The following is a 26,511-nucleotide window of genomic DNA, read 5'->3' on the forward strand; positions in this document are numbered from 1 at the left end:
CGCTTCAGATAAGTCGCCCGTTTTGGATAACTTAACTGAACGCCTAAAGAAATAAACGAGGAATCAAATGGCTCGTACAACACCCATCGCACGCTACCGTAACATCGGTATCAGTGCGCACATCGACGCCGGTAAAACTACTACTACCGAACGTATTCTGTTCTACACCGGTGTAAACCACAAAATCGGTGAAGTTCATGACGGCGCTGCCACCATGGACTGGATGGAACAGGAGCAGGAGCGTGGTATTACTATCACCTCCGCAGCGACTACTGCATTCTGGTCAGGTATGGCTAAGCAGTATGAACCGCATCGCGTAAACATCATCGACACCCCGGGGCACGTTGACTTCACCATCGAAGTAGAACGTTCCATGCGTGTGCTTGATGGTGCAGTAATGGTTTACTGCGCAGTTGGTGGTGTTCAGCCTCAGTCTGAAACCGTATGGCGTCAGGCAAACAAATACAAAGTTCCGCGCATTGCGTTCGTTAACAAAATGGACCGTATGGGTGCGAACTTCCTGAAAGTTGTTGGTCAGATCAAAACCCGTCTGGGCGCGAACCCTGTTCCGCTGCAGCTGGCGATTGGCGCTGAAGAAGCGTTCACCGGTGTTGTTGACCTGGTGAAAATGAAAGCCATCAACTGGAACGAAGAAGACGCAGGTGTAACCTTCACTTACGAAGATATCCCGGCAGACATGCAGGAACTGGCCGAAGAATGGCACCAGAACCTGATCGAGTCCGCTGCTGAAGCTTCTGAAGAGCTGATGGAGAAATACCTGGGTGGTGAAGAACTGACTGAAGAAGAGATTAAAACTGCTCTCCGTCAGCGCGTTCTGAACAACGAAATCATCCTGGTAACCTGTGGTTCTGCGTTCAAGAACAAAGGTGTTCAGGCGATGCTGGATGCGGTAGTTGACTACCTGCCATCCCCGGTTGACGTACCTGCGATCAACGGTATCCTGGACGATGGTAAAGATACTCCGGCTGAGCGTCACGCTAGCGATGATGAGCCGTTTGCTGCTCTGGCATTCAAAATCGCTACCGACCCGTTCGTGGGTAACCTGACCTTCTTCCGCGTGTACTCTGGTGTGGTTAACTCTGGTGATACCATCCTGAACTCCGTGAAAGCTGCACGTGAGCGTTTCGGTCGTATCGTACAGATGCACGCTAACAAACGTGAAGAGATCAAAGAAGTTCGCGCGGGCGATATCGCTGCTGCTATCGGTCTGAAAGACGTAACTACGGGTGACACTCTGTGCGATCCTAATGCGCCGATCATTCTGGAGCGTATGGAATTCCCTGAGCCGGTAATCTCTATCGCTGTTGAACCGAAAACCAAAGCTGACCAGGAAAAAATGGGTCTGGCTCTGGGCCGTCTGGCTAAAGAAGACCCGTCTTTCCGCGTATGGACTGACGAAGAATCTAACCAGACCATCATCGCCGGTATGGGTGAGCTGCACCTCGACATCATCGTTGACCGTATGAAGCGTGAATTCAACGTTGAAGCGAACGTCGGTAAACCTCAGGTTGCTTACCGCGAAGCGATTCGCGCGAAAGTTACCGATATCGAAGGTAAACACGCTAAGCAGTCTGGTGGTCGCGGTCAGTACGGTCACGTCGTTATCGACATGTACCCACTGGAGCCGGGCTCTAACCCGAAAGGTTATGAGTTCATCAACGACATCAAAGGTGGTGTAATTCCTGGCGAATACATCCCGGCCGTTGATAAAGGCATTCAGGAGCAGCTGAAAGCAGGTCCTCTGGCTGGTTATCCGGTAGTTGATCTGGGCGTGCGTCTGCACTTCGGTTCTTACCACGACGTTGACTCCTCTGAACTGGCGTTTAAACTGGCCGCTTCTATTGCCTTTAAAGATGGCTTTAAGAAAGCGAAACCAGTTCTGCTTGAGCCGATCATGAAGGTTGAAGTAGAAACTCCGGAAGAGAACACTGGTGACGTTATCGGTGACCTTAGCCGTCGTCGCGGTATGCTGCGCGGTCAGGAATCCAACGTGACTGGCGTTGTGATCCACGCTGAAGTTCCGCTGTCTGAAATGTTCGGATATGCAACTCAGCTGCGTTCTCTGACCAAAGGTCGTGCTTCTTACTCCATGGAGTTCCTGAAGTATGATGATGCGCCGAACAACGTTGCTCAGGCCGTAATCGAAGCCCGTGGTAAATAAGCCGCAGGGTTAAAACCAAAGTCCCGTGCTCTCTCCAGAAGGGGAGAGCACTATAGTAAGGAATATAGCCGTGTCTAAAGAAAAATTTGAACGTACAAAACCGCACGTCAACGTCGGTACTATCGGCCACGTTGACCATGGTAAAACTACTCTGACCGCTGCAATCACTACCGTTCTGGCTAAAACCTACGGTGGTTCTGCTCGCGCATTCGACCAGATCGATAACGCGCCGGAAGAAAAAGCTCGTGGTATCACCATCAACACTTCTCACGTTGAATATGACACCCCGACTCGCCACTACGCGCACGTAGACTGCCCGGGCCACGCCGACTATGTTAAAAACATGATCACCGGTGCTGCGCAGATGGACGGCGCGATCCTGGTTGTTGCTGCGACTGACGGCCCGATGCCGCAGACTCGTGAGCACATCCTGCTGGGTCGTCAGGTAGGCGTTCCGTACATCATCGTGTTCCTGAACAAATGCGACATGGTTGATGACGAAGAGCTGCTGGAACTGGTTGAAATGGAAGTTCGTGAACTTCTGTCTCAGTACGATTTCCCGGGCGACGACACTCCGATCGTTCGCGGTTCCGCTCTGAAAGCGCTGGAAGGCGACGCAGACTGGGAAGCGAAAATCATCGAACTGGCTGGCTACCTGGATTCTTACATCCCGGAACCAGAGCGTGCGATTGACAAGCCGTTCCTGCTGCCGATCGAAGACGTATTCTCCATCTCCGGTCGTGGTACCGTTGTTACCGGTCGTGTAGAGCGCGGTATCATCAAAGTTGGCGAAGAAGTTGAAATCGTTGGTATCAAAGAGACTGCGAAGTCTACCTGTACTGGCGTTGAAATGTTCCGCAAACTGCTGGACGAAGGCCGTGCTGGTGAGAACGTTGGTGTTCTGCTGCGTGGTATCAAACGTGAAGAAATCGAACGTGGTCAGGTACTGGCTAAGCCGGGTTCTATCAAGCCGCACACCAAGTTCGAATCCGAAGTGTACATTCTGTCCAAAGACGAAGGCGGCCGTCATACTCCGTTCTTCAAAGGCTACCGTCCGCAGTTCTACTTCCGTACAACTGACGTGACTGGCACCATCGAACTGCCGGAAGGCGTAGAGATGGTAATGCCGGGCGACAACATCAAAATGGTTGTTACCCTGATCCACCCGATCGCGATGGACGACGGTCTGCGTTTCGCAATCCGTGAAGGCGGCCGTACCGTTGGCGCGGGCGTTGTTGCTAAAGTTCTGGGCTAATATTTAGTTCTGAATTAAAAAGGGCGCTAAGGCGCCCTTTTTGCTGTCTGCTATTTGCGAGAAGCAGCACAGTGACTGACAGCAAAGAGATTAAACGTCTATTTAATAAACAGGCTATTGTAATCATAACTATTCTCATTTACACTTTGTCTGTAAGTTGAACGGGAGTATATATGTACGTTTGTCTGTGTAATGGTGTGAACGATAAAAAAATTCGTCAGGCTGTGCGCCAATTCAATCCTCAGTCTTTTCAACAGCTGAGAAAATTTATTCCCGTTGGAAATCAATGTGGTAAGTGCGTTCGTGCAGCACGAGAAATTATGGAAGATGAATTAACCCGCATGCCGGAATATCAAGAGATCGCCTGAAGTCTCTCAGCTTTACTTTGACATCCCTATAGCCCGAACTACGCTTCAATAAGTGGAAGCGGAGGGACTATATAATGAAAGGTGATGTCAAAATCATAAGTTATCTCAATAAATTATTGGGAAATGAGCTAGTCGCAATTAATCAATACTTTCTCCATGCGAGAATGTTCAAGAACTGGGGCCTGATGCGCCTCAATGATGTCGAGTACCACGAATCTATCGATGAAATGAAGCATGCCGATAAATATATCGAGCGCATTTTATTTCTCGAAGGGATCCCGAACCTGCAGGATCTCGGCAAACTCCGCATCGGAGAGGACGTCGAGGAGATGCTGCAATCCGACCTGAGGCTGGAACTGGAAGGGGCGAAGGATCTACGAGAAGCCATCGCCTATGCTGACAGCGTCCACGACTACGTCAGCCGTGATATGTTAATCACCATCCTCGCCGATGAAGAAGGCCATATCGACTGGCTGGAAACCGAGCTGGATTTGATAGGTAAAATTGGTCTGCAAAATTATCTTCAGTCGCAGATTAAAGTGGCTGACTAAAAAACGTCTGCCAACCACATAGCAAACCCGCTGTGGCCAGGAAAGGGCCGAAAGGCAGCGGGTTGCGTAATGCCTGCCTATGTTTGCCGCACAGCATCAGAACCGTTACGGCAGCGCAGGCGAGAATCGTTGCTATAAGAACGAGCTGCGGTAAAACTCTCCATCCCTGCCATGCCCCTAGTGCGGCGAGAAATTTGACATCGCCGTAGCCGATGCCTTCACGCCCGCGTATTCCCCTGTAGAGCCAATAGATCAACGCAAAGGCCAGATAGCCTGCTATCGCTCCCCAGACTGCATGCTGCAGATTGGCTGGTGACATACACAGATAATAAAGCAACCCGCCCCACAGCAGAGGGCAGGTAAATTTATCGGGTAGCAAGCCATAGCGCAGATCGTGCCAACAAAGCGTGAGTAATAACCCGCCATAAATAATAAAGAATGCCAAAGTCGCTATCATCGATGGTTTCCATGTGGTGGTCCTGGGTACCGAGTGTGATGCAGGAGCCGAGCCTCTGGCAAAAGGCAATAAACAGGAATGGATGTCCCGCTCCAGAGTATTTGTCGGCCTTTCATGGCATTGCGACGGGCGTGGAAGTGAGCTCGCAGAAACAAGTGATGATTTTGTACGCAGCCCTTGCGTTGTCGCTGAATTTGCGTATAATGCGCGGGCCTGTCAAAGTTGACGGCCGGTTCGATATGAACCCTGGTAGCAGCAACACGCTACCAAACAATGTTCCCAATTGGGGAACTATGTAAGAACGGTTACACTCTCCCATCAATCGTAATGGGTATGAGGAGTAACCATTTCGTCTATAAAATAATTGGAGCTCTGGTCTCATGCAGAACCAAAGAATCCGTATCCGCCTTAAAGCGTTTGATCATCGTCTGATCGATCAATCAACCGCGGAAATCGTCGAGACTGCTAAGCGCACTGGTGCGCAAGTCCGTGGTCCGATCCCGCTGCCGACCCGCAAAGAGCGCTTTACCGTTCTGATCTCTCCGCACGTTAACAAAGACGCGCGCGATCAGTACGAAATCCGCACTCATAAGCGTCTGGTTGACATCGTTGAGCCAACTGAAAAAACCGTTGATGCTCTGATGCGTCTGGATCTGGCTGCCGGTGTAGACGTGCAGATCAGCCTGGGTTAATCAGGTCATCGAGCGATTGAGAGGTTGAAACAATGATTGGTTTAGTCGGTAAAAAAGTGGGCATGACCCGCATCTTCACTGAAGATGGCGTATCTATCCCAGTAACCGTAATCGAAGTTGAAGCAAACCGCGTTACTCAGGTTAAAGATCTGGCTAACGATGGCTACCGTGCCGTTCAGGTGACCACTGGTGCTAAAAAAGCTAACCGTGTAACCAAACCGGAAGCGGGTCACTTCGCTAAAGCTGGCGTAGAAGCTGGCCGTGGTCTGTGGGAATTCCGTCTGGCTGACGGCGAAGAGTTCACCGTAGGTCAGGACATTAGCGTTGAGCTGTTTGCTGACGTTAAAAAAGTTGACGTAACCGGTACCTCTAAAGGTAAAGGTTTTGCTGGTACCGTTAAGCGCTGGAACTTCCGTACCCAGGACGCTACTCACGGTAACTCCTTGTCTCACCGCGTTCCGGGTTCTATCGGTCAGAACCAGACTCCGGGCAAAGTGTTCAAAGGCAAGAAAATGGCAGGTCAGCTGGGTAACGAACGTGTCACCGTTCAGAGCCTGGACGTAGTACGTGTTGACGCTGAGCGCAACCTGCTGCTGGTTAAAGGCGCGGTCCCGGGTGCAACCGGTAGCGACCTGATCGTTAAACCAGCTGTGAAGGCGTAAGGGGATAGCAATGGAATTAGTATTGAAAGACGCGCAGAGCGCGCTGACTGTTTCCGAAACTACCTTCGGTCGTGATTTCAACGAAGCGCTGGTTCACCAGGTTGTAGTTGCTTATGCAGCTGGTGCTCGTCAGGGTACTCGTGCTCAGAAGACTCGTGCTGAAGTAACTGGTTCAGGCAAAAAGCCGTGGCGCCAGAAAGGTACCGGCCGTGCGCGTTCAGGTTCTATCAAGAGCCCGATCTGGCGTTCAGGTGGCGTGACCTTCGCTGCGCGTCCGCAGGACCACAGTCAAAAAGTTAACAAAAAGATGTACCGCGGCGCGCTGAAAAGCATTCTGTCCGAACTGGTACGTCAGGATCGTCTGATCGTTGTCGAATCTTTCTCTGTAGAAGCGCCTAAAACTAAGCTGCTGGCACAGAAACTGAAAGACATGGCTCTGGAAGATGTGCTGATCATCACCGGTGAGCTGGACGAGAACCTGTTCCTTGCTGCGCGCAACCTGCACAAGGTTGACGTACGTGATGCAACTGGTATCGACCCGGTTAGCCTGATCGCCTTCGACAAAGTCGTAATGACTGCTGATGCTGTTAAGCAAGTTGAGGAGATGCTGGCATGATTCGTGAAGAACGTCTGCTGAAGGTGCTGCGCGCACCGCACGTTTCTGAAAAAGCGTCTACTGCGATGGAAAAAACTAACACCATCGTTCTCAAAGTTGCTAAAGACGCGACCAAAGCAGAGATCAAAGCTGCTGTGCAGAAACTGTTTGAAGTCGAAGTCGAAGTCGTTAACACCCTGGTTGTTAAAGGGAAAGTTAAACGTCACGGACAGCGTATCGGTCGTCGTAGCGACTGGAAAAAAGCTTACGTCACCCTGAAGGAAGGCCAGAATCTGGACTTCGTCGGCGGCGCTGAGTAAGTCGGAGGAGTAATACAATGGCAGTTGTTAAATGTAAACCGACATCTCCGGGTCGTCGCCACGTTGTTAAAGTGGTCAACCCAGAGCTGCACAAGGGCAAACCTTTTGCTCCGCTGGTTGAAAAAAACAGCAAATCCGGTGGTCGTAACAACAATGGCCGTATCACCACCCGTCATATCGGTGGTGGTCACAAACAGGCCTACCGTATTGTTGACTTCAAACGCAACAAAGATGGTATCCCGGCAGTTGTTGAACGTCTTGAGTACGATCCGAACCGCTCCGCGAACATCGCGCTGGTTCTGTACAAAGACGGTGAGCGCCGTTACATTCTGGCCCCTAAAGGCCTGAAAGCTGGCGACCAGATTCAATCTGGCGTTGATGCTGCAATCAAAGCAGGCAACACCCTGCCGATGCGCAATATCCCGGTTGGTTCTACCGTTCATAACGTAGAAATGAAACCAGGTAAAGGCGGTCAGCTGGCTCGTTCCGCTGGTACTTACGTTCAGATCGTTGCTCGCGATGGTGCTTATGTCACCCTGCGTCTGCGTTCTGGTGAAATGCGTAAAGTCGAAGCAGACTGCCGCGCTACTCTGGGCGAAGTTGGCAATGCTGAGCATATGCTGCGCGTTCTGGGTAAAGCAGGTGCTGCACGCTGGCGTGGTGTTCGTCCTACCGTTCGCGGTACTGCGATGAACCCAGTCGACCACCCACATGGTGGTGGTGAAGGTCGTAACTTTGGTAAGCACCCGGTAACTCCGTGGGGCGTTCAGACCAAAGGTAAGAAGACCCGCAGCAACAAGCGTACTGATAAATTCATCGTACGTCGCCGTAGCAAATAATTTTAGAGGATAAGCCATGCCACGTTCTCTCAAGAAAGGTCCTTTTATTGACCTGCACTTGCTGAAGAAGGTAGAGAAAGCGGTGGAAAGCGGAGACAAGAAGCCCCTGCGCACTTGGTCCCGTCGTTCAACGATCTTTCCTAACATGATCGGTTTGACCATCGCTGTCCATAATGGTCGTCAGCACGTTCCAGTTTTTGTTTCCGACGAAATGGTTGGTCACAAACTGGGTGAATTCGCACCGACTCGTACTTATCGCGGCCACGCTGCTGATAAAAAAGCGAAGAAGAAATAAGGTAGGAGGAAGAGATGGAAACTTTAGCTCAACATCGCCATGCTCGTTCTTCTGCTCAGAAGGTTCGCCTTGTTGCTGACCTGATTCGCGGTAAGAAAGTGTCGCAGGCCCTGGATATTCTGACCTACACCAATAAGAAAGCTGCTGTACTGGTCAAGAAGGTACTGGAATCTGCCATTGCTAACGCTGAACACAACGATGGCGCTGACATTGATGATCTGAAAGTTGCGAAAATTTTCGTAGACGAAGGCCCGAGCATGAAGCGCATTATGCCGCGTGCTAAAGGTCGTGCAGATCGCATCCTGAAGCGCACCAGCCACATTACTGTGGTTGTGTCCGATCGCTGAGACTCTGGAGACTAGCAATGGGTCAGAAAGTACATCCTAATGGTATTCGCCTGGGTATTGTAAAACCATGGAACTCAACCTGGTTTGCGAACACCAAAGAATTCGCTGACAACCTGGACAGCGATTTTAAAGTACGTCAGTACCTGACTAAGGAACTGGCGAAAGCGTCTGTATCTCGCATCGTTATCGAGCGTCCGGCTAAAAGCATCCGTGTGACCATTCACACTGCTCGCCCGGGTATCGTTATCGGTAAGAAAGGCGAAGACGTAGAAAAACTGCGCAAGGTCGTCGCGGATCTCGCTGGCGTGCCTGCACAGATCAATATTGCCGAAGTTCGTAAGCCTGAACTGGACGCTAAATTGGTTGCTGACAGCATCACTTCTCAGCTGGAACGTCGCGTTATGTTCCGTCGTGCTATGAAGCGTGCTGTACAGAACGCAATGCGTCTGGGCGCTAAAGGTATCAAAGTTGAAGTTAGCGGCCGTCTGGGCGGCGCGGAAATCGCACGTACCGAATGGTACCGTGAAGGTCGCGTACCGCTGCACACTCTGCGTGCTGACATCGACTACAACACCTCTGAAGCGCACACCACTTACGGTGTAATCGGCGTTAAGGTATGGATCTTCAAAGGTGAGATCCTGGGTGGTATGGCTGCTGTTGAACAACCGGAACCGGCTGCTCAACCTAAAAAGCAGCAGCGTAAAGGCCGTAAATAAGGAGCGTCGCTGATGTTACAACCAAAGCGTACAAAATTCCGTAAAGTGCACAAAGGCCGCAACCGTGGTCTGGCGCAGGGTACGGATGTTAGCTTCGGCACTTTCGGTCTGAAAGCTGTTGGCCGTGGTCGTCTGACTGCACGTCAGATCGAAGCAGCACGTCGTGCTATGACCCGTGCAGTTAAGCGTCAAGGTAAGATCTGGATCCGTGTATTCCCGGACAAACCGATCACCGAGAAGCCGCTGGAAGTTCGTATGGGTAAAGGTAAAGGTAACGTGGAGTACTGGGTTGCCTTGATTCAGCCGGGTAAAGTCCTTTATGAAATGGACGGCGTACCGGAAGAGCTGGCCCGTGAAGCATTCGGCCTGGCAGCAGCGAAACTGCCGATCAAAACCACCTTTGTAACTAAGACGGTGATGTAATGAAAGCAAAAGAGCTGCGTGAAAAAAGCGTTGAAGAGCTGAACGCTGAGCTGCTGAACCTGCTGCGTGAGCAGTTCAACCTGCGTATGCAGGCTGCAAGTGGCCAGCTGCAACAGACTCATCTGCTGAAGCAAGTGCGTCGTGATGTTGCACGCGTTAAGACTTTACTGACTCAGAAGGCGGGTGCGTAATGACCGATAAAATCCGTACTCTGCAAGGTCGCGTGGTTAGCGACAAAATGGAGAAATCCATTGTTGTTGCTATCGAACGTATGGTGAAACACCCGGTATACGGCAAATTCATCAAGCGTACGACCAAACTGCACGTACATGACGAGAACAACGAATGCGGTATCGGCGACGTGGTTGAAATCCGCGAATGCCGTCCGCTGTCCAAGACTAAGTCCTGGACGCTGGTTCGCGTTGTAGAGAAAGCGGTTCTGTAATAGAGTACGCATTCTCGATACGGATAAACGGCTCAGCGATGAGCCGTTTATTTTTTCTACCCATATCTGATTTGCGGTGTTATAATGCCGCGCCCTCGATATGGGGCTTTTTTAACGACCCTATTTTTGGGTCTCAGTAGTAGTTGACATTAGCGGAGCACTAAAATGATCCAAGAACAGACTATGCTGAACGTCGCCGACAACTCCGGTGCACGTCGCGTAATGTGTATCAAGGTTCTGGGTGGCTCGCACCGTCGCTACGCAGGCGTAGGCGACATCATCAAGATCACCATCAAAGAAGCAATTCCGCGTGGTAAGGTCAAAAAAGGTGATGTGCTGAAGGCGGTAGTGGTGCGCACCAAGAAGGGTGTTCGTCGCCCGGACGGTTCTGTCATTCGCTTCGATGGTAATGCATGCGTTATTTTAAACAATAACAGCGAGCAGCCCATCGGTACGCGTATTTTTGGGCCGGTAACTCGTGAACTTCGTAACGAGAAGTTCATGAAAATTATCTCTCTGGCCCCAGAAGTACTCTAAGGAGCGAATCATGGCAGCGAAAATCCGTCGTGATGACGAAGTTATCGTGTTAACCGGTAAAGATAAAGGTAAACGCGGTAAAGTTAAGAATGTCTTGTCTTCCGGCAAGCTCATTGTTGAAGGTATCAACCTGGTTAAGAAACACCAGAAGCCGGTTCCGGCTCTGAACCAACCAGGCGGCATCGTTGAAAAAGAAGCTGCTATTCAGGTTTCTAACGTTGCAATCTTCAATGCGGCAACCGGCAAGGCTGACCGTGTAGGCTTTAGATTCGAAGACGGCAAAAAAGTCCGTTTCTTCAAATCTAACAGCGAAACTATCAAGTAATTTGGAGTAGTACGATGGCGAAACTGCATGATTACTACAAAGACGAAGTAGTTAAAAAACTCATGACTGAGTTTAACTACAATTCTGTCATGCAAGTCCCTCGGGTCGAGAAGATCACCCTGAACATGGGTGTTGGTGAAGCGATCGCTGACAAGAAACTGCTGGATAACGCAGCAGCCGATCTGACAGCAATCTCCGGTCAAAAACCGCTGATCACCAAAGCACGCAAATCAGTTGCAGGCTTCAAAATCCGTCAGGGCTATCCGATCGGCTGTAAAGTAACTCTGCGTGGCGAACGCATGTGGGAGTTCTTTGAGCGCCTGATCACTATTGCTGTACCGCGTATCCGTGACTTCCGTGGCTTGTCCGCTAAGTCTTTCGACGGTCGTGGCAACTACAGCATGGGTGTCCGTGAGCAGATCATCTTCCCAGAAATCGACTACGATAAAGTCGACCGCGTTCGTGGTTTGGATATTACCATTACCACTACTGCGAAATCTGATGAAGAAGGCCGCGCTCTGCTGGCTGCCTTTGACTTCCCGTTCCGCAAGTAAGGTAGGGTTACTTAATGGCTAAGCAATCAATGAAAGCACGCGAAGTAAAGCGCGTGGCTTTAGCTGATAAATTCTTCGCTAAACGCGCTGAACTGAAAGCTATCATCTCTGATGTGAACGCAACCGACGAAGATCGTTGGAATGCTGTTCTCAAGCTGCAGACTCTGCCGCGTGATTCCAGCCCGTCTCGTCAGCGTAATCGCTGCCGTCAAACAGGTCGTCCGCATGGTTTCCTGCGGAAGTTCGGGTTGAGCCGTATCAAGGTCCGTGAAGCCGCAATGCGCGGTGAAATCCCGGGTCTGAAAAAGGCTAGCTGGTAATTGTCACCAATTGAATCACGGGAGTAAAGACAGATGAGCATGCAAGATCCGATCGCGGATATGCTGACCCGTATCCGTAACGGTCAGGCCGCGAATAAAGCTGCGGTCACCATGCCTTCCTCCAAGCTGAAAGTGGCAATTGCCAACGTGCTGAAGGAAGAAGGCTTTATTGAAGATTTTAAAGTTGAAGGCGACATCAAGCCGGAACTGGAACTGACTCTTAAGTATTTCCAGGGTAAAGCTGTTGTAGAAAGCATTCAGCGTGTCAGCCGCCCAGGTCTGCGCATCTACAAACGTAAAGATGAGCTGCCGAAAGTTATGGCGGGTCTGGGTATCGCGGTTATTTCTACCTCTAAAGGTGTTATGACCGATCGTGCAGCGCGCCAGGCTGGTCTTGGTGGCGAAATTATCTGCTACGTAGCCTAATCGGAGGAAAAAATGTCTCGTGTTGCTAAAGCACCGGTCGTTGTTCCTGCCGGCGTTGATGTAAAAATCAACGGTCAGGTTATTACGATCAAAGGTAAAAACGGCGAGCTGACTCGTACCCTCAACAATGCTGTTGAAGTTAAACATGCAGAAAATGCTCTGACCTTCGGTCCGCGTGATGGTTTCGTGGATGGATGGGCTCAGGCTGGTACCGCGCGTGCCCTGCTGAACTCAATGGTTGTTGGTGTTACCGAAGGCTTCACTAAAAAGCTTCAGCTGGTTGGTGTAGGCTATCGTGCAGCGGTCAAAGGGGATGTAGTAAACCTGGCTTTAGGTTTCTCTCATCCTGTTGAGCATAAACTGCCGGCCGGTATCACTGCAGAATGTCCGACTCAAACTGAAATCGTGCTGAAAGGCGCTGATAAGCAGGTGATCGGCCAGGTTGCAGCAGATCTGCGCGCCTACCGTCGTCCTGAGCCTTATAAAGGTAAGGGTGTTCGTTACGCCGACGAAGTCGTGCGTACCAAAGAGGCTAAGAAGAAGTAAGGTAACACTATGGATAAGAAATCTGCTCGTATCCGTCGTGCGACCCGCGCACGCCGCAAGCTCCAGGAGCTGGGTGCAACTCGCCTGGTGGTACATCGTACCCCGCGTCATATTTACGCACAGGTAATTGCACCGAACGGTTCTGAAGTTCTGGTAGCTGCTTCTACTGTAGAAAAAGCTATCGCTGAACAACTGAAGTACACCGGTAACAAAGACGCGGCAGCAGCTGTGGGTAAAGCTGTTGCTGAACGCGCTCTGGAAAAAGGCATCAAAGATGTTTCCTTTGACCGTTCCGGGTTCCAATATCATGGTCGTGTCCAGGCACTGGCAGATGCTGCCCGTGAAGCTGGCCTTCAGTTCTAAGGTAGAGGTGTAAGATGGCTCACATCGAAAAACAAGCTGGCGAACTGCAGGAAAAGCTGATCGCGGTTAACCGCGTATCTAAAACCGTTAAAGGTGGTCGTATTTTCTCCTTCACAGCTCTGACTGTAGTTGGTGACGGTAACGGTCGCGTTGGTTTTGGTTACGGTAAAGCGCGTGAAGTTCCAGCAGCGATCCAGAAAGCGATGGAAAAAGCCCGTCGCAATATGATTAACGTCGCGCTGAACCACGGCACCCTGCAGCACCCGGTTAAAGGTGTTCATACGGGTTCTCGTGTATTCATGCAGCCAGCTTCCGAAGGTACCGGTATCATCGCCGGTGGTGCAATGCGCGCCGTTCTGGAAGTTGCTGGAGTTCATAACGTTCTGGCCAAAGCATATGGTTCCACCAACCCGATCAACGTGGTTCGTGCAACTATTGATGGCCTGGAAAATATGAATTCTCCAGAAATGGTCGCTGCCAAGCGTGGTAAATCCGTTGAAGAAATTCTGGGGAAATAAACCATGGCAAAGACTATTAAAATTACTCAAACCCGCAGTGCAATCGGTCGTCTGCCGAAACACAAGGCAACGCTGCTTGGCCTGGGTCTGCGTCGTATTGGTCACACCGTAGAGCGCGAGGATACTCCTGCTGTTCGTGGTATGGTCAACGCGGTTTCCTTCATGGTTAAAGTTGAGGAGTAAGAGATGCGTTTAAATACTCTGTCTCCGGCCGAAGGCTCCAAAAAGGCGGGTAAACGCCTGGGTCGTGGTATCGGTTCTGGCCTCGGTAAAACCGGTGGTCGTGGTCACAAAGGTCAGAACTCTCGTTCTGGTGGTGGCGTACGTCGCGGTTTCGAAGGTGGTCAGATGCCTCTGTACCGTCGTCTGCCGAAATTCGGCTTCACTTCTCGTAAAGCGATGATCACCGCAGAAGTTCGTCTGTCTGATCTTGCTCACGTAGAAGGCGATGTTATCGACCTGAACACGCTGAAAGCGGCTAACATTATCGGTATCCAGATCGAATTCGCGAAAGTGATCCTGTCTGGTGAAGTATCTCGTCCGGTAACTGTTCGTGGCCTGCGCGTGACTAAAGGTGCTCGTGCTGCTATCGAAGCTGCTGGCGGTAAAATTGAGGAATAAGTAGCAGATGGCTAAGCAACCGGGATTAGATTTTCAAAGTGCCAAAGGTGGGATTGGCGAACTGAAGCGCAGACTGTTGTTTGTAATCGGTGCGTTGATTGTGTTCCGTATTGGCTCTTTTATTCCGATCCCTGGTATTGATGCCGCTGTACTTGCCAAACTGCTTGAGCAACAGCGAGGCACCATCATTGAAATGTTCAACATGTTCTCTGGTGGTGCTCTCAGCCGTGCTTCTATCTTTGCGTTGGGTATCATGCCGTATATTTCGGCATCGATCATTGTCCAGCTGCTGACGGTTGTTTATCAGCCGTTAGCGGAGCTGAAGAAAGAAGGGGAGTCTGGTCGTCGTAAGATCAGCCAGTACACCCGCTACGGTACTCTGGTGCTGGCGATATTCCAGTCGATCGGTATTGCTACCGGTCTGCCGAATATGCCTGGTATGCAGGGCCTGGTGATTAATCCAGGCTTTGCATTCTATTTCACCGCTGTTGTTAGTCTGGTCTCAGGAACGATGTTCCTGATGTGGCTCGGCGAACAGATTACTGAGCGCGGTATCGGAAACGGTATCTCAATCATTATCTTCGCCGGTATCGTTGCGGGTCTCCCGCCGGCCATCGCCCATACTATCGAGCAAGCGCGTCAAGGCGACCTGCACTTCCTCCTGTTGCTGTTGGTTGCAGTACTAGTATTTGCAGTGACCTTCTTTGTTGTCTTTGTAGAGCGTGGTCAACGCCGCATTGTGGTAAACTACGCTAAACGTCAACAGGGTCGTCGTGTCTATGCTGCACAGAGCACACATTTACCGCTGAAAGTGAATATGGCAGGGGTTATCCCGGCAATCTTCGCTTCCAGTATTATTCTGTTCCCGGCTACCATTACATCATGGTTCGGGGGCGGTACTGGTTGGAACTGGCTGACAACAATTTCGCTGTATTTGCAGCCTGGGCAACCGCTTTATGTGTTACTCTATGCGTCTGCAATCATCTTCTTCTGTTTCTTCTACACGGCGTTGGTTTTCAACCCGCGTGAAACAGCAGATAACCTGAAGAAGTCCGGTGCATTTGTACCAGGAATTCGTCCGGGAGAGCAAACGGCGAAGTATATCGATAAAGTAATGACTCGCCTGACTTTGGTCGGTGCGTTATACATCACTTTTATCTGCCTGATCCCGGAGTTCATGCGTGATGCAATGAAAGTACCGTTCTACTTTGGTGGGACCTCACTGCTTATCGTTGTTGTCGTGATTATGGACTTTATGGCTCAAGTGCAAACTCTGATGATGTCGAGTCAGTACGAGTCTGCATTGAAGAAGGCGAACCTGAAAGGCTACGGCCGCTAACAGGTCGCTCGAGAAGTTACGGAGAGTAAAAATGAAAGTTCGTGCTTCCGTCAAGAAATTATGCCGTAACTGCAAAATCGTTAAGCGTGATGGCGTCATCCGCGTGATTTGCAGTGCCGAGCCGAAGCATAAACAGCGCCAAGGCTGATTTATTCGCATATTTTTCTTGCAAAGTTGGGTTGAGCTGGCTAGATTAGCCAGCCAATCTTTTGTATGTCTGTACGTTTCCATTTGAGTATCCTGAAAACGGGCTTTTCAGCATGGTGCGTACATATTAAATAGTAGGAGTGCATAGTGGCCCGTATAGCAGGCATTAACATTCCTGATCACAAACATACCGTAATCGCATTAACTGCTATTTTCGGTATCGGCAAGACCCGCTCTAAAGCCATCTGTGCTGACACGGGTATCGCTGAAAATGTTAAGATCAGTGAGCTGTCTGAAGAACAAATTGAATCCCTGCGTGAAGCGGTTGGTAAATTTGTCGTTGAAGGTGATCTGCGCCGTGAAATCACCCTGAGCATCAAGCGTCTGATGGACCTTGGTTGCTATCGTGGTTTACGCCATCGTCGTGGTCTTCCGGTTCGCGGTCAGCGTACTAAGACCAACGCACGTACCCGTAAGGGTCCGCGTAAACCGATCAAGAAATAGTCGGGGTGATTGAATAATGGCAAAGGCACCAGTTCGTGCACGTAAGCGTGTAAGAAAACAAGTCTCTGATGGCGTGGCTCATGTCCATGCTTCTTTTAACAACACCATCGTTACCATTACCGATCGTCAGGGTAACGCGCTGGGTTGGGCAACAGCCGGTGGTTCCGGTTTCCGTGGTTCTCGCAAATCCACTCCGTTTGCAGCTCAGGTTGCAGCAGAGCGTTGCGCTGAAGCCGTAAAAGAATACGGCATCAAGAATCTGGAAGTTATGGTCAAAGGTCCGGGTCCAGGTCGCGAATCTACTATTCGTGCACTGAACGCCGCTGGTTTCCGCATCACTAATATTACTGATGTGACTCCGATCCCTCATAACGGTTGTCGTCCGCCGAAAAAACGTCGCGTATAACGCGTTCGTTTCTAGGATTGTTGGAGAAAGAAAATGGCAAGATATTTGGGTCCTAAGCTCAAGCTGAGCCGTCGTGAGGGCACAGACCTGTTCCTTAAGTCTGGCGTTCGCGCGATCGATACCAAGTGTAAAATTGAACAAGCTCCTGGCCAGCACGGTGCGCGTAAACCGCGTCTGTCTGACTATGGTGTGCAGTTGCGTGAAAAGCAAAAAGTTCGCCGTATGTACGGTGTGCTGGAGCGTCAGTTCCGTAACTACTATAAAGAAGCAGCGCGTCTGAAAGGCAACACCGGTGAAAACCTGTTGACTCTGCTGGAAGGTCGTCTGGACAACGTTGTATACCGTATGGGCTTCGGCGCGACTCGTGCTGAATCACGTCAGCTGGTTAGCCACAAAGCTATCATGGTAAACGGTCGTGTTGTTAACATCGCTTCTTATCAGGTTAAAGCGAATGACGTTGTCAGCATTCGTGAGAAAGCGAAAAAGCAATCTCGCGTGAAAGCCGCTCTGGAGCTGGCTGAGCAGCGTGAAAAGCCAACCTGGCTGGAAGTTGATGCTGGCAAGATGGAAGGTACGTTCAAGCGTCAGCCGGAACGTTCTGATCTGTCTGCGGACATTAACGAACACCTGATCGTCGAGCTTTACTCCAAGTAAAGCTTAGTACCAAAGAGAGGACACAATGCAGGGTTCTGTGACAGAGTTTCTAAAACCGCGCCTGGTCGATATCGAGCAAGTGAGTTCGACGCACGCCAAGGTGACCCTTGAACCTTTAGAGCGTGGCTTTGGCCATACTCTTGGTAACGCACTGCGCCGTATTCTGCTCTCATCGATGCCGGGTTGCGCGGTGACCGAGGTTGAGATTGATGGTGTACTTCATGAGTACAGCACCAAAGAAGGCGTTCAGGAAGATATCCTTGAAATCCTGCTCAACCTGAAAGGGCTGGCGGTGAGAGTTCAGGGTAAAGATGAAGTTATCCTTACTTTGAACAAATCTGGCATTGGCCCTGTGACCGCAGCCGACATTACCCATGACGGTGATGTCGAAATCGTCAAGCCGCAACATGTGATCTGCCACCTGACCGATGAGAACGCAGCTATTAGCATGCGTATCAAAGTTCAGCGCGGTCGCGGTTATGTGCCGGCTTCTGCCCGAATTCATTCGGAAGAAGATGAGCGCCCAATCGGCCGTCTGCTGGTCGACGCATGCTACAGCCCTGTAGAGCGTATTGCCTACAATGTTGAAGCAGCGCGTGTAGAACAGCGTACCGACCTGGACAAGCTGGTCATCGAAATGGAAACCAACGGCACAATCGATCCTGAAGAGGCGATTCGTCGTGCGGCAACCATCCTGGCAGAACAACTGGAAGCTTTCGTTGATTTACGTGATGTACGTCAGCCGGAAGTGAAAGAAGAGAAACCAGAATTCGATCCGATCCTGCTGCGCCCTGTTGACGATCTCGAATTGACTGTCCGCTCTGCTAACTGCCTTAAGGCAGAAGCTATCCACTATATCGGTGATCTGGTACAGCGTACCGAGGTTGAGTTGCTGAAAACGCCGAACCTGGGTAAAAAATCTCTTACTGAGATTAAAGACGTGCTGGCTTCACGTGGTTTGTCTCTGGGCATGCGCCTGGAAAACTGGCCACCGGCAAGCATTGCTGACGAGTAACCGGATCACAGGTTAAGGTTTTACTGAGAAGGATAAGGTCATGCGCCATCGTAAGAGTGGTCGTCAACTGAACCGCAACAGCAGCCATCGCCAGGCTATGTTCCGTAACATGGCTGGTTCGCTGGTTCGTCATGAAATCATCAAGACGACCCTGCCGAAAGCGAAAGAACTGCGTCGCGTAGTTGAGCCGCTGATTACTCTTGCCAAGACTGATAGCGTTGCTAATCGTCGTCTGGCATTCGCCCGTACTCGTGATAACGAGATCGTGGCAAAACTGTTTAACGAGCTGGGCCCGCGTTTCGCGAGCCGCGCCGGTGGTTACACTCGTATTCTGAAGTGTGGCTTCCGTGCAGGCGACAACGCGCCGATGGCATACATCGAGCTGGTTGATCGCTCTGAATCGAAAGCAGAAGCTGCTGCAGAGTAATCTGTAGTAACGTAAAAAAACCCGCTCCGGCGGGTTTTTTTATATCCACCCTATTCCTGCTTGTTTACAATATCTGCATTATTTTTGTTCATCCCCGGAGCCTTATGATGTGGTTACTGGATCAGTGGGCAGAACGCCATATTCTTGATGCACAGCACAAAGGTGAGTTTGATAACCTGCCGGGAAGTGGGGAGCCACTGACTCTGGACGATGACTCGCATGTGCCGCCTGAGCTACGCGCAGGCTATCGATTACTCAAGAATGCGGGTTGTTTACCTCCCGAACTTGAACATCGTAAAGAAGCCGTGATGCTCAATGACTTACTTAAAGGCGTTCAGGAGAGCGATCCCCGCTATGCTGAGCTGAGTCGTCGTCTGGCGCTGCTCGAGTTAAAGCTGCGGCAGGCGGGCTTGAACACTGACTTTCTGCGTGGGGATTACGCGGATAAGTTGCTGCAAAAGATTAATGAGGAGTAATCATGTACCGCATAGGTGAACTGGCTAAATTGGCTGACGTTACTCCCGATACCATTCGCTATTATGAAAAACAGCAGATGATGGATCATAACGTGCGCACTGAAGGTGGATTTCGTCTCTATTCGGATAACGATCTACAGAGGCTGCGTTTTATTCGCTATGCCAGGCAGCTTGGTTTTACGCTGGAATCGATCCGCGAACTTCTCTCGATCCGCATCGATCCGGAACATCATACCTGTCAGGAATCTAAAGGCATTGTGCAGGCTCGTTTAAGTGAAGTGGAATCCCGGATTAAAGAGTTACAAGCCATGCGTCGTTCTTTGCAGCGCCTCAATGATGTTTGCTGCGGAACAGCGCACAGCAGCGTCTATTGCTCAATTCTTGAAGCACTGGAGCAGGGCGCCAGCAGTCATAATCCAGCACGTTGATTTTTTCATCAGACGCGTCTACACTCACGCCGATTTCTATTACATATCTGGAGAGCTTATGAGCCGCTATCAGCATACTAAAGGGCAAATAAAAGATAACGCCCTTGAGGCACTACTTCATGACCCGTTATTCAGGCAGCGAATTGAGAAGAACAAGAAAGGGAAAGGTAGCTACCAAAGAAAAGAAAAACATGCGGGACAGAATGGTCGGGAGGCCAGTGGCAAGAAAGTAAATGACTTTTTTACCACTGGCCTTCTGCTTTTAAGGCTTCTTAAGAACGATTGTTTTGTTCTTTCAGCAGGTCACGAATTTCGCTAAGCAGGACTTCTTCTTTGGTTGGCGCCGGTGGTGCTGCCGGGGCTTCTTCCTTTTTCCTGTTCAGTTTATTCATCAGTTTGATTGCCATAAAAATAGCAAACGCCACGATAATAAAATCGAACACGTTCTGAATGAATACGCCGTAATGCATGACGACCGCCGGGATGTCGCCCTGGGCATCCCGTAGCGTCACGGCAAACTGTTTAAAGTCGATTCCGCCAATGAGTAAGCCTAGCGGCGGCATAATAATATCGGCAACTAACGACGATACGATTTTACCAAATGCTGCGCCAATGATGACACCGACTGCCAAATCAACCACATTCCCGCGCATCGCAAATTCGCGAAATTCTTTTAAAAAACTCATTTTATTCTCCTTGAGCCAGCTGACACTGATAAGTTTAACAAATGTATTACTATTTTCCATTACCACGAAATAATTGCAGAAAAATATTATCCTTTGATATACAAGGGATAAAAAAGGCGTCTTGTCGACGCCTGCGAACTACAAAAAGAAAGGACTTGGCTGGAATAGTCTTTCGACGTCTGAGATGAATTTTTTGTCAGTCAGGAACATAACGACATGATCCCCTTGCTCAATACGCAGATTGTTATTCGCTATCATGACATCATTACCGCGTACAACGGCGCCAATAATTGTTCCGGGGGGAAGCTTAATCTCATCAATAGCGCGTCCAACCACCCGCGAAGTACTTTCATCTCCGTGCGCGACAGCTTCAATAGCCTCTGCGACACCGCGGCGTAGGGAGGAAACGCCGACAATATCGGCTTTACGCACATGGCTGAGCAACGCAGAGATGGTTGCCTGCTGCGGTGATATTGCAATGTCGATCACGCTCCCCTGGACAAGATCGACGTAGGCACGGCGCTGGATCAGCACCATCACCTTTTTGGCCCCCATGCGCTTTGCGAGCATGGCAGACATAATATTGGCTTCATCATCGTTGGTGACGGCAATGAAAAGATCGACTTGATCGATATGTTCCTCAGCCAGCAATTCTTGATCTGAAGCATCGCCGTAGAAGACGATCGTATTTTGCAGCTTCTCTGCAAGCTCTGCGGCACGCTGTTGATTACGTTCAATCAGTTTGACGCTGTAATCTTTCTCCAGCTTATGGGCGAGCCCGGCGCCAATGTTTCCGCCGCCAACCAGCATGATGCGCTTATACGGCTTTTCGAGGCGCTGGAGTTCGCTCATGACGGCGCGAATATGCTGCGAAGCGGCGATGAAAAACACTTCATCACCGGCTTCAACAATGGTTGAACCTTGTGGCCTGATGGGGCGATCGTGGCGGAAGATAGCGGCTACGCGTGTGTCAATATGCGGCATATGTTCGCGCATAGTTGAAAGTGCGTTTCCCACTAAAGGACCGCCATAATAGGCTTTAACGACTGCGAGGCTTACTTTTCCTTCGGCAAAATTGACAACCTGCAGCGCGCCTGGATACTCAATCAGGCGGTGAATGCTGTCAATGACCAGCTGCTCTGGCGCGATGAGGTGGTCAATAGGAACCGCTTCTGAGTGGAAAAGTTTATCGGCATCACGCACATAATCCGGGGAGCGGATGCGAGCAATACGGTTTGGGGTATTAAACAGCGAATAGGCGACCTGGCAGGCCACCATATTCGTTTCATCTGAGCTGGTCACTGCGACCAGCATATCAGCGTCATCCGCACCCGCCTCACGCAGCACGCGTGGATGCGAGCCGTGGCCCTGAACCACTCTGAGATCAAATTTGTCCTGAAGACTGCGAAGGCGGTCGCCATTCGTGTCTACCAGCGTAATATCGTTGTTCTCTCCGACAAGGTTTTCTGCCAGAGTTCCACCGACCTGCCCTGCGCCCAATATGATAATTTTCATCAGTCGCGACTCGTTATCTCATTACTTTTTGATTAGCTTAGCGTAAAAGAAGCCGTCACCTTCTTCAGCACCTGGCAAATTTTGCTGGCCCGGCAAATCTGCGCTGCCGGTTTCGCTGAGAACCGCATCCGCAGTACGCTGCAGGAAGGCTTTAATCTGCTGGCTGTTCTCTTCCGGCAATACCGAACACGTTGCGTAAACCAGAGTCCCGCCGGTTTTCAAATGCGGCCATACGGCATCCAGAATTTCAGACTGCAGCTGGGCCAGTTCCGCGATATCACGATCCCGGCGCAGCCACTTGATATCCGGATGACGGCGAATGACGCCGGTGGCGGAACAAGGGGCGTCCAGCAGAATACGATCGAACTGCTGCTCTCCACACCATTGGGCTGGATAACGGCCATCACCTTGTTTAACGGTGGCCTTCATGCCCAGACGCTTCAGATTGTCATAGACGCGGGAGAGTCGCTGCTCATCAACATCGACAGCCAGCACCTGTGCTTCGGGCGCCGCTTCGAGAATATGCGTGGTTTTACCCCCCGGTGCTGCGCACAGATCCAGAATTTGCTCGCCGTTTTTTGGCTCAAGAAATGTGATGCAGCCTTGAGCGGAGGCATCCTGAACCGTAACCCAACCCTCTTCAAACCCCGGCAATGCGTGGACCGGCACCGGTGTTTCCATGCGCACAGCGTCAGGGTAAGCAGGATGAGTAAAACCTTTCATTCCCGCCTCTTCCAGCAGTGCCAGCCAGCCGTCGCGCGGATGGTGGACACGGTTTACGCGCAACCACATTGGCGGGCGCTGGTTGTTCGCTTCCACGATCACTTCCCACTGTGCTGGATAGGCTTTCTGCAGACGTTTCAACAACCAGGAGGGGTGTAAAAAGCGAATTTCGCTACGAGAAAATTCAGATAACAGTTCTTCCTGCTGGCGCTGAAACTGGCGCAATACGCCGTTAATCAACCCTTTGAGCTGCGGGCGTTTAATCGCTACTGCGCCTTCAACCGTTTCCGCCAATGCAGCATGAGGAGGAATCCGCGTGTACAGCAGTTGGTAAATGCCCACCATAATGAGGTAATGCACAACACGCTGTTTACCCGTCATCGGCCGGGACATGAGCTTGCCGATCAGCCAATCTAACTGGGAAAGGGTACGTAGCACGCCAAAGCAGAGTTCCTGAAGCAGCGCTTTGTCTTTATCGGATACTTTTTGTTGCAGCGGGGGCAGAACGTTGCTCAGGGATTGCCCTTGTTCGAGAACCTGTTCAACGGCCTGCGCTGCCAGGCTGCGTAAATTGAGTTGTTTTTTCATAAGCACAAAATAAAAATGCCCGGCAACACCGGGCGTATTAAGAAGGGCGCGTCAGACCAGACGGTTGCCAGGAGCGAACCATTCCCGCCGCGAGTTTAATAGATCCTGAGCACTCATTGCTTTTTTCCCGGCAGGCTGTAGCGAGAGTAAATTCAGCACGCCGTCGCTGGTCGCCACCTGAATCCCCTGTTTTGTCGCTTCAATGATGGTCCCCGGTTCGGCTGTTGTGGCCACATCAATAACCGACGCCTGCCAGACTTTTACCGGCTGGCCATCAATTTCTATCCAGCTCATTGGCCACGGGTTAAAGGCGCGAATGCAGCGTTCTAACTGAGCGGCTGGAAGAGACCAGTCGATACGCGCTTCTTCTTTGCTGAGTTTTTGCGCATGGGTAACCAGCGCTTCATCCTGTACAACCGGTTTCGCGGTACCTGCAGCAAGCTGCTTAAGGGTTTCGATCAGCCCCTGCGGCCCCAGGTTAGCCAGCTTGTCGTACAGCGTTCCGCTGGTGTCTTCGGCCGTGATTGGGCACGCAAGTTTATACAGCATATCACCCGTATCGAGGCCGACATCCATCTGCATGATGGTGACACCGGTCTCGGTATCGCCAGCCCACAGCGAACGCTGAATGGGCGCCGCGCCGCGCCAGCGCGGAAGCAACGAACCGTGAACGTTAATGCAGCCCAGGCGCGGCATATCCAGCACGGCTTTTGGTAGAAGGAGCCCATAGGCTACGACGACCATGACGTCTGCACGCAGATCGGAGACGAGCTGCTGATTTTCCTGCGGACGTAGTGAAGCGGGCTGGAATACCGGTATGCCTTTTTCTTCAGCAAGAACTTTCACCGGGCTGGGCATGAGTTTTTTACCACGACCTGCCGGACGGTCCGGTTGGGTGAAGACGCCAACAACGTTGTGTCCAGAGGACAGCAGCGCGTCGAGATGACGTGCTGCAAAGTCAGGGGTGCCGGCAAAAATAATACGTAGTGAGTCTGACACGTTTATTCTCGTCCTTAAGCTCGAGCATTCAGACGGTCAAGTTTCTCAACTTTTTGACGAATGCGTTGTTGCTTGAGCGGTGACAGGTAATCGATGAACAGCTTACCGACGAGGTGATCCATCTCGTGCTGAATGCAGATGGCCAGCAGACCGTCGGCTTCAAGCTCAAAAGGTTTGCCTTCGCGATCGAGCGCGCGGATTTTCACTTTTTCTGCACGCGGCACTAAAGCACGCTGTTCAGGAATAGAGAGGCAGCCCTCTTCAATGCCTGTTTCTCCGCTTTTTTCCAGCAGCTCAGGGTTAATTAATACCAGCTGCTCTTCACGATTTTCTGATACATCAATAACAATAATTCGCTGGTGAATATCCACCTGCGTTGCGGCCAGACCGATACCTTCTTCAGCATACATCGTCTCGAACATATCATCGACGATACGCTGAATTTCTGCATTTACTTCTTCTACCGGCTTTGCGACTTTGCGAAGGCGCTCGTCCGGAATATGTAACACTTGCAAAACTGACATAGTTATCCAGAGTTGTGTTCAGGAGTTGGAAAGATTATTACCTCTATTCTAGACAAAACCCCCTGCAATTGACAGTCTCGCTGTCCAATCGCAAAGATTGTTAAAGTCGCTTGTGGCAGGGGGATAGGGATGACGCCCAGGGAAATTTGGTTACGTTTGATGAGAGTGAGCAGCCTGTATGGCGAGAGTGCTATCAGTGCCGCCCGTCAGCTATGTGCATCTGCGACGTTAGGTCGAGAAGATTTGCGAGCCTGTGGCTTGAGTCTGGCGCAATCGAAGCATTTCCTCAGCGTTAACCAATGCGAGATAGATGCCACGCTGCAATGGCTGGAGCGACCAAATTGCTATCTACTGACTGCCGAAGATCCGCTTTACCCACCCCAGCTGCGGGCGATTGTCGACTTTCCTTGCGCTCTTTTAGTATGTGGAGACCCTGCGCTACTGAGCAGCCGGCAGCTGTCCGTCATTGGGAGCCGGGCGCATTCATGGTATGGCGCTCGTTGGGGGAAACTCTTTAGCGAAGCTTTAGCACGTTATGGTATTACGATCACGAGCGGCCTGGCCCTTGGCATTGATGGAATTGCTCATCGTGGTGCGCTGGAAGGGAAAGGTAAAACGGTTGCTGTTTTAGGGAATGGCTTAAGAGAGATCTATCCTCGCCGTCATCAGGCGCTAGCGGAGCAGATTACAAACAGCTGCGGCGCCATCATTTCGGAGTTTCCGCTGTTTACCCCGCCCCTGCCGGGCAACTTTCCTCGCCGTAACCGGATTATCAGTGGGCTAAGTGCCGGCGTGTTGGTTATTGAGGCGGCCCTGAAAAGCGGCTCATTAGTGACGGTTCGTTATGCTCTGGAGCAGGGAAGGGATGTGTTTGCCCTGCCTGGGCCGATTGGCAGCCCGGGTTCAGAAGGTCCCCACTGGCTTATCAAGCAGGGCGCGATTCCCGTGACAGCCCCGGAAGACATCGTCGAATACTGGCGGGATGAGCTGCCATATGTTCTTCCTGAACCAGATGACGCAAATAATTGCGGTAATCGGCCTTCTGTAGCATTGCCATTTCCAGAGCTCCTGGCTAACGTAGGAGATGAGGTAACACCTGTTGACGTTGTCGCTGAACGTGCCGGCCAATCTGTGCCAGTAACCGTAGCCCAGCTACTAGAACTGGAGTTAGCAGGCTGGATCGCAGCTGTACCCGGCGGCTATGTCCGATTAAGGAGGGCAAGCCATGTTCGACGTACTGATGTATCTGTTTGAAACTTACATCCATAACGAAGCAGAAATGCGCGTGGATCAGGACAAGCTGACTCGGGATCTGACCGATGCCGGTTTTGAACGAGAAGATATCTATAACGCCCTGATGTGGCTGGAGAAACTGGCTGATTACCAGGAGGGGCTTGTTGCGCCAATGCAGCTTGCTTCTGACCCACTCTCGTTACGAGTCTACACCGACGACGAGTGCCAGCGTCTTGATGCAAGCTGCCGGGGATTCTTATTATTCCTTGAGCAAATTCAGGTGTTGAACCTCGAAACACGGGAAATGGTGATTGAGCGTGTACTGGCGCTGGATACGGCAGAGTTCGATCTGGAAGATCTCAAATGGGTGATCCTGATGGTGCTGTTCAATATTCCCGGTTGCGAAAATGCCTACCTGCAAATGGAAGAATTACTCTTTGAAGTAAATGAAGGTATGCTGCACTAACTTTTTTGCTGCGACATTAGAATT

General features: G+C 50.9%; 43 protein-coding genes. 37 read left to right on the forward strand and 6 right to left on the reverse strand.

Going from position 1 to position 26,511, the window contains the following annotated elements; translation table 11 throughout:
* Positions 1 to 67: 67 nt before the first annotated feature.
* From fusA to bfr, 4 genes are all read left to right on the forward strand, one after another.
* The gene (gene fusA, locus JLG71_RS02150) at positions 68 to 2,182 is read left to right on the forward strand and encodes an elongation factor G (protein ID WP_004115957.1); all 2,115 of its coding nucleotides are present in this window, start codon (positions 68 to 70) and stop codon (positions 2,180 to 2,182) included.
* 70 nt (positions 2,183 to 2,252) lie between these two features.
* A complete protein-coding gene (gene tuf, locus JLG71_RS02155; RefSeq protein WP_004097636.1) occupies positions 2,253 to 3,437 on the forward strand; it encodes an elongation factor Tu in 1,185 nt (394 codons plus the stop codon).
* Positions 3,438 to 3,610: 173 nt separating this feature from the next.
* The gene (bfd, locus tag JLG71_RS02160) at positions 3,611 to 3,805 is read left to right on the forward strand and encodes a bacterioferritin-associated ferredoxin (protein ID WP_004125913.1); all 195 of its coding nucleotides are present in this window, start codon (positions 3,611 to 3,613) and stop codon (positions 3,803 to 3,805) included.
* 74 nt (positions 3,806 to 3,879) lie between these two features.
* Positions 3,880 to 4,356 carry a bacterioferritin gene (bfr, locus tag JLG71_RS02165; RefSeq protein WP_004125910.1) on the forward strand — a complete coding sequence of 159 codons (477 nt, stop codon included), beginning with the start codon at positions 3,880 to 3,882 and terminating at the stop codon, positions 4,354 to 4,356.
* Here bfr and JLG71_RS02170 read toward each other — a convergent pair.
* Positions 4,340 to 4,813: a prepilin peptidase gene (locus tag JLG71_RS02170; RefSeq protein ID WP_014839668.1), complete on the reverse strand. Its 474-nt coding sequence runs from the start codon at positions 4,811 to 4,813 to the stop codon at positions 4,340 to 4,342. The genes bfr and JLG71_RS02170 overlap by 17 nt on opposite strands.
* Before the next feature lie 380 nt (positions 4,814 to 5,193).
* On the opposite strand from JLG71_RS02170, the gene rpsJ reads away from it, so the two are divergent.
* The 31 genes from rpsJ (at position 5,194) to JLG71_RS02325 (ending at position 20,072) form a co-directional block, all read left to right on the forward strand.
* Positions 5,194 to 5,505 (forward strand): 30S ribosomal protein S10, encoded by a 312-nt coding sequence (gene rpsJ / locus JLG71_RS02175; protein ID WP_001181005.1) that lies wholly within the window; start codon positions 5,194 to 5,196, stop codon positions 5,503 to 5,505.
* Between the two features lie 32 nt (positions 5,506 to 5,537).
* Positions 5,538 to 6,167: a 50S ribosomal protein L3 gene (rplC, locus tag JLG71_RS02180; RefSeq protein ID WP_004106354.1), complete on the forward strand. Its 630-nt coding sequence runs from the start codon at positions 5,538 to 5,540 to the stop codon at positions 6,165 to 6,167.
* A 10-nt stretch (positions 6,168 to 6,177) separates the two neighbouring features.
* Positions 6,178 to 6,783 (forward strand): 50S ribosomal protein L4, encoded by a 606-nt coding sequence (rplD, locus tag JLG71_RS02185; protein ID WP_003031119.1) that lies wholly within the window; start codon positions 6,178 to 6,180, stop codon positions 6,781 to 6,783.
* Positions 6,780 to 7,082 (forward strand): 50S ribosomal protein L23, encoded by a 303-nt coding sequence (rplW, locus tag JLG71_RS02190; protein ID WP_000617546.1) that lies wholly within the window; start codon positions 6,780 to 6,782, stop codon positions 7,080 to 7,082. The genes rplD and rplW overlap by 4 nt, the downstream gene beginning before the upstream one ends.
* 17 nt (positions 7,083 to 7,099) lie before the next feature.
* The gene (rplB, locus tag JLG71_RS02195; RefSeq protein WP_000301869.1) at positions 7,100 to 7,921 is read left to right on the forward strand and encodes a 50S ribosomal protein L2; all 822 of its coding nucleotides are present in this window, start codon (positions 7,100 to 7,102) and stop codon (positions 7,919 to 7,921) included.
* 16 nt (positions 7,922 to 7,937) lie between these two features.
* A complete protein-coding gene (gene rpsS / locus JLG71_RS02200) occupies positions 7,938 to 8,216 on the forward strand; it encodes a 30S ribosomal protein S19 (protein WP_001138115.1) in 279 nt (92 codons plus the stop codon).
* 14 nt (positions 8,217 to 8,230) lie between these two features.
* Positions 8,231 to 8,563, forward strand: coding sequence for a 50S ribosomal protein L22 (gene rplV / locus JLG71_RS02205; protein WP_002919773.1), 333 nt, complete (start codon positions 8,231 to 8,233; stop codon positions 8,561 to 8,563).
* 17 nt (positions 8,564 to 8,580) lie between these two features.
* A complete protein-coding gene (gene rpsC / locus JLG71_RS02210; protein ID WP_004106350.1) occupies positions 8,581 to 9,279 on the forward strand; it encodes a 30S ribosomal protein S3 in 699 nt (232 codons plus the stop codon).
* A 12-nt stretch (positions 9,280 to 9,291) separates the two neighbouring features.
* Positions 9,292 to 9,702, forward strand: a complete 411-nt coding sequence (gene rplP / locus JLG71_RS02215) for a 50S ribosomal protein L16 (protein WP_002919759.1) — start codon at positions 9,292 to 9,294, stop codon at positions 9,700 to 9,702.
* Entirely contained in the window at positions 9,702 to 9,893 is a 192-nt protein-coding gene (gene rpmC, locus JLG71_RS02220) for a 50S ribosomal protein L29 (RefSeq protein ID WP_002919754.1), read from the forward strand. Before rplP ends, rpmC begins: the two co-directional genes overlap by 1 nt.
* On the forward strand, positions 9,893 to 10,147 hold the full coding sequence (rpsQ, locus tag JLG71_RS02225; RefSeq protein WP_004106347.1) for a 30S ribosomal protein S17: 255 nt from the start codon (positions 9,893 to 9,895) through the stop codon (positions 10,145 to 10,147). The genes rpmC and rpsQ overlap by 1 nt, the downstream gene beginning before the upstream one ends.
* 165 nt (positions 10,148 to 10,312) lie before the next feature.
* Positions 10,313 to 10,684: a 50S ribosomal protein L14 gene (gene rplN / locus JLG71_RS02230; RefSeq protein WP_000613954.1), complete on the forward strand. Its 372-nt coding sequence runs from the start codon at positions 10,313 to 10,315 to the stop codon at positions 10,682 to 10,684.
* Positions 10,685 to 10,694: 10 nt separating this feature from the next.
* Positions 10,695 to 11,009: a 50S ribosomal protein L24 gene (gene rplX / locus JLG71_RS02235; protein ID WP_004106345.1), complete on the forward strand. Its 315-nt coding sequence runs from the start codon at positions 10,695 to 10,697 to the stop codon at positions 11,007 to 11,009.
* A gap of 14 nt (positions 11,010 to 11,023) precedes the next feature.
* A complete protein-coding gene (rplE, locus tag JLG71_RS02240; RefSeq protein WP_001096202.1) occupies positions 11,024 to 11,563 on the forward strand; it encodes a 50S ribosomal protein L5 in 540 nt (179 codons plus the stop codon).
* 14 nt (positions 11,564 to 11,577) lie between these two features.
* Complete coding sequence (gene rpsN, locus JLG71_RS02245) at positions 11,578 to 11,883, forward strand: 30S ribosomal protein S14 (RefSeq protein WP_002919667.1); 306 nt, start codon at positions 11,578 to 11,580, stop codon at positions 11,881 to 11,883.
* A 33-nt stretch (positions 11,884 to 11,916) separates the two neighbouring features.
* A complete protein-coding gene (gene rpsH, locus JLG71_RS02250; RefSeq protein WP_004106343.1) occupies positions 11,917 to 12,309 on the forward strand; it encodes a 30S ribosomal protein S8 in 393 nt (130 codons plus the stop codon).
* Between the two features lie 12 nt (positions 12,310 to 12,321).
* Positions 12,322 to 12,855, forward strand: coding sequence for a 50S ribosomal protein L6 (gene rplF / locus JLG71_RS02255; protein ID WP_025107523.1), 534 nt, complete (start codon positions 12,322 to 12,324; stop codon positions 12,853 to 12,855).
* 9 nt (positions 12,856 to 12,864) lie between these two features.
* Positions 12,865 to 13,218: a 50S ribosomal protein L18 gene (rplR, locus tag JLG71_RS02260; protein ID WP_000358960.1), complete on the forward strand. Its 354-nt coding sequence runs from the start codon at positions 12,865 to 12,867 to the stop codon at positions 13,216 to 13,218.
* A 14-nt stretch (positions 13,219 to 13,232) separates the two neighbouring features.
* Positions 13,233 to 13,736, forward strand: coding sequence for a 30S ribosomal protein S5 (rpsE, locus tag JLG71_RS02265; protein ID WP_004106339.1), 504 nt, complete (start codon positions 13,233 to 13,235; stop codon positions 13,734 to 13,736).
* A gap of 3 nt (positions 13,737 to 13,739) precedes the next feature.
* The gene (gene rpmD, locus JLG71_RS02270; RefSeq protein ID WP_001140434.1) at positions 13,740 to 13,919 is read left to right on the forward strand and encodes a 50S ribosomal protein L30; all 180 of its coding nucleotides are present in this window, start codon (positions 13,740 to 13,742) and stop codon (positions 13,917 to 13,919) included.
* Between the two features lie 3 nt (positions 13,920 to 13,922).
* Positions 13,923 to 14,357 (forward strand): 50S ribosomal protein L15, encoded by a 435-nt coding sequence (gene rplO, locus JLG71_RS02275; RefSeq protein WP_004106336.1) that lies wholly within the window; start codon positions 13,923 to 13,925, stop codon positions 14,355 to 14,357.
* A 7-nt stretch (positions 14,358 to 14,364) separates the two neighbouring features.
* Entirely contained in the window at positions 14,365 to 15,696 is a 1,332-nt protein-coding gene (gene secY / locus JLG71_RS02280) for a preprotein translocase subunit SecY (RefSeq protein ID WP_004106334.1), read from the forward strand.
* A 31-nt stretch (positions 15,697 to 15,727) separates the two neighbouring features.
* Entirely contained in the window at positions 15,728 to 15,844 is a 117-nt protein-coding gene (rpmJ, locus tag JLG71_RS02285; RefSeq protein WP_000868187.1) for a 50S ribosomal protein L36, read from the forward strand.
* 146 nt (positions 15,845 to 15,990) lie between these two features.
* Complete coding sequence (gene rpsM, locus JLG71_RS02290) at positions 15,991 to 16,347, forward strand: 30S ribosomal protein S13 (RefSeq protein WP_004106333.1); 357 nt, start codon at positions 15,991 to 15,993, stop codon at positions 16,345 to 16,347.
* A gap of 16 nt (positions 16,348 to 16,363) precedes the next feature.
* A complete protein-coding gene (gene rpsK, locus JLG71_RS02295; protein ID WP_004138423.1) occupies positions 16,364 to 16,753 on the forward strand; it encodes a 30S ribosomal protein S11 in 390 nt (129 codons plus the stop codon).
* Positions 16,754 to 16,786: 33 nt separating this feature from the next.
* A complete protein-coding gene (gene rpsD, locus JLG71_RS02300) occupies positions 16,787 to 17,407 on the forward strand; it encodes a 30S ribosomal protein S4 (protein WP_004125897.1) in 621 nt (206 codons plus the stop codon).
* Between the two features lie 25 nt (positions 17,408 to 17,432).
* Positions 17,433 to 18,422 (forward strand): DNA-directed RNA polymerase subunit alpha, encoded by a 990-nt coding sequence (locus tag JLG71_RS02305; protein WP_002919219.1) that lies wholly within the window; start codon positions 17,433 to 17,435, stop codon positions 18,420 to 18,422.
* Between the two features lie 40 nt (positions 18,423 to 18,462).
* On the forward strand, positions 18,463 to 18,849 hold the full coding sequence (rplQ, locus tag JLG71_RS02310; RefSeq protein WP_001216372.1) for a 50S ribosomal protein L17: 387 nt from the start codon (positions 18,463 to 18,465) through the stop codon (positions 18,847 to 18,849).
* A 107-nt stretch (positions 18,850 to 18,956) separates the two neighbouring features.
* Positions 18,957 to 19,325, forward strand: coding sequence for a DnaJ family domain-containing protein (locus JLG71_RS02315; RefSeq protein WP_042934199.1), 369 nt, complete (start codon positions 18,957 to 18,959; stop codon positions 19,323 to 19,325).
* Positions 19,326 to 19,327: 2 nt separating this feature from the next.
* On the forward strand, positions 19,328 to 19,753 hold the full coding sequence (gene zntR, locus JLG71_RS02320) for a Zn(2+)-responsive transcriptional regulator (RefSeq protein ID WP_064406670.1): 426 nt from the start codon (positions 19,328 to 19,330) through the stop codon (positions 19,751 to 19,753).
* Positions 19,754 to 19,811: 58 nt separating this feature from the next.
* Positions 19,812 to 20,072 carry an alternative ribosome-rescue factor A gene (locus JLG71_RS02325; RefSeq protein ID WP_072057189.1) on the forward strand — a complete coding sequence of 87 codons (261 nt, stop codon included), beginning with the start codon at positions 19,812 to 19,814 and terminating at the stop codon, positions 20,070 to 20,072.
* On the opposite strand, the gene mscL is transcribed toward JLG71_RS02325, so the two are convergent.
* The 5 genes from mscL to def all read right to left on the reverse strand — a co-directional run bounded on the left by mscL (position 20,026) and on the right by def (position 24,788).
* On the reverse strand, positions 20,026 to 20,439 hold the full coding sequence (gene mscL, locus JLG71_RS02330) for a large-conductance mechanosensitive channel protein MscL (protein ID WP_004106310.1): 414 nt from the start codon (positions 20,437 to 20,439) through the stop codon (positions 20,026 to 20,028). The two genes, JLG71_RS02325 and mscL, sit on opposite strands and share 47 nt — an antisense overlap.
* Before the next feature lie 138 nt (positions 20,440 to 20,577).
* The gene (gene trkA, locus JLG71_RS02335) at positions 20,578 to 21,954 is read right to left on the reverse strand and encodes a Trk system potassium transporter TrkA (RefSeq protein WP_004125888.1); all 1,377 of its coding nucleotides are present in this window, start codon (positions 21,952 to 21,954) and stop codon (positions 20,578 to 20,580) included.
* Positions 21,955 to 21,975: 21 nt separating this feature from the next.
* A complete protein-coding gene (gene rsmB / locus JLG71_RS02340) occupies positions 21,976 to 23,265 on the reverse strand; it encodes a 16S rRNA (cytosine(967)-C(5))-methyltransferase RsmB (RefSeq protein WP_200913958.1) in 1,290 nt (429 codons plus the stop codon).
* 51 nt (positions 23,266 to 23,316) lie between these two features.
* Positions 23,317 to 24,264: a methionyl-tRNA formyltransferase gene (fmt, locus tag JLG71_RS02345; protein WP_025107519.1), complete on the reverse strand. Its 948-nt coding sequence runs from the start codon at positions 24,262 to 24,264 to the stop codon at positions 23,317 to 23,319.
* A gap of 14 nt (positions 24,265 to 24,278) precedes the next feature.
* On the reverse strand, positions 24,279 to 24,788 hold the full coding sequence (gene def, locus JLG71_RS02350) for a peptide deformylase (RefSeq protein WP_004854751.1): 510 nt from the start codon (positions 24,786 to 24,788) through the stop codon (positions 24,279 to 24,281).
* A 129-nt stretch (positions 24,789 to 24,917) separates the two neighbouring features.
* On the opposite strand from def, the gene dprA reads away from it, so the two are divergent.
* On the forward strand, positions 24,918 to 26,042 hold the full coding sequence (gene dprA / locus JLG71_RS02355) for a DNA-protecting protein DprA (protein ID WP_014227031.1): 1,125 nt from the start codon (positions 24,918 to 24,920) through the stop codon (positions 26,040 to 26,042).
* Entirely contained in the window at positions 26,014 to 26,487 is a 474-nt protein-coding gene (smg, locus tag JLG71_RS02360; RefSeq protein ID WP_200913959.1) for a DUF494 family protein Smg, read from the forward strand. Before dprA ends, smg begins: the two co-directional genes overlap by 29 nt.
* Positions 26,488 to 26,511 lie beyond the last annotated feature (24 nt).

This window comes from Klebsiella michiganensis (assembly GCF_015139575.1).
Taxonomy (GTDB): Bacteria; Pseudomonadota; Gammaproteobacteria; order Enterobacterales; family Enterobacteriaceae; genus Klebsiella; species Klebsiella michiganensis.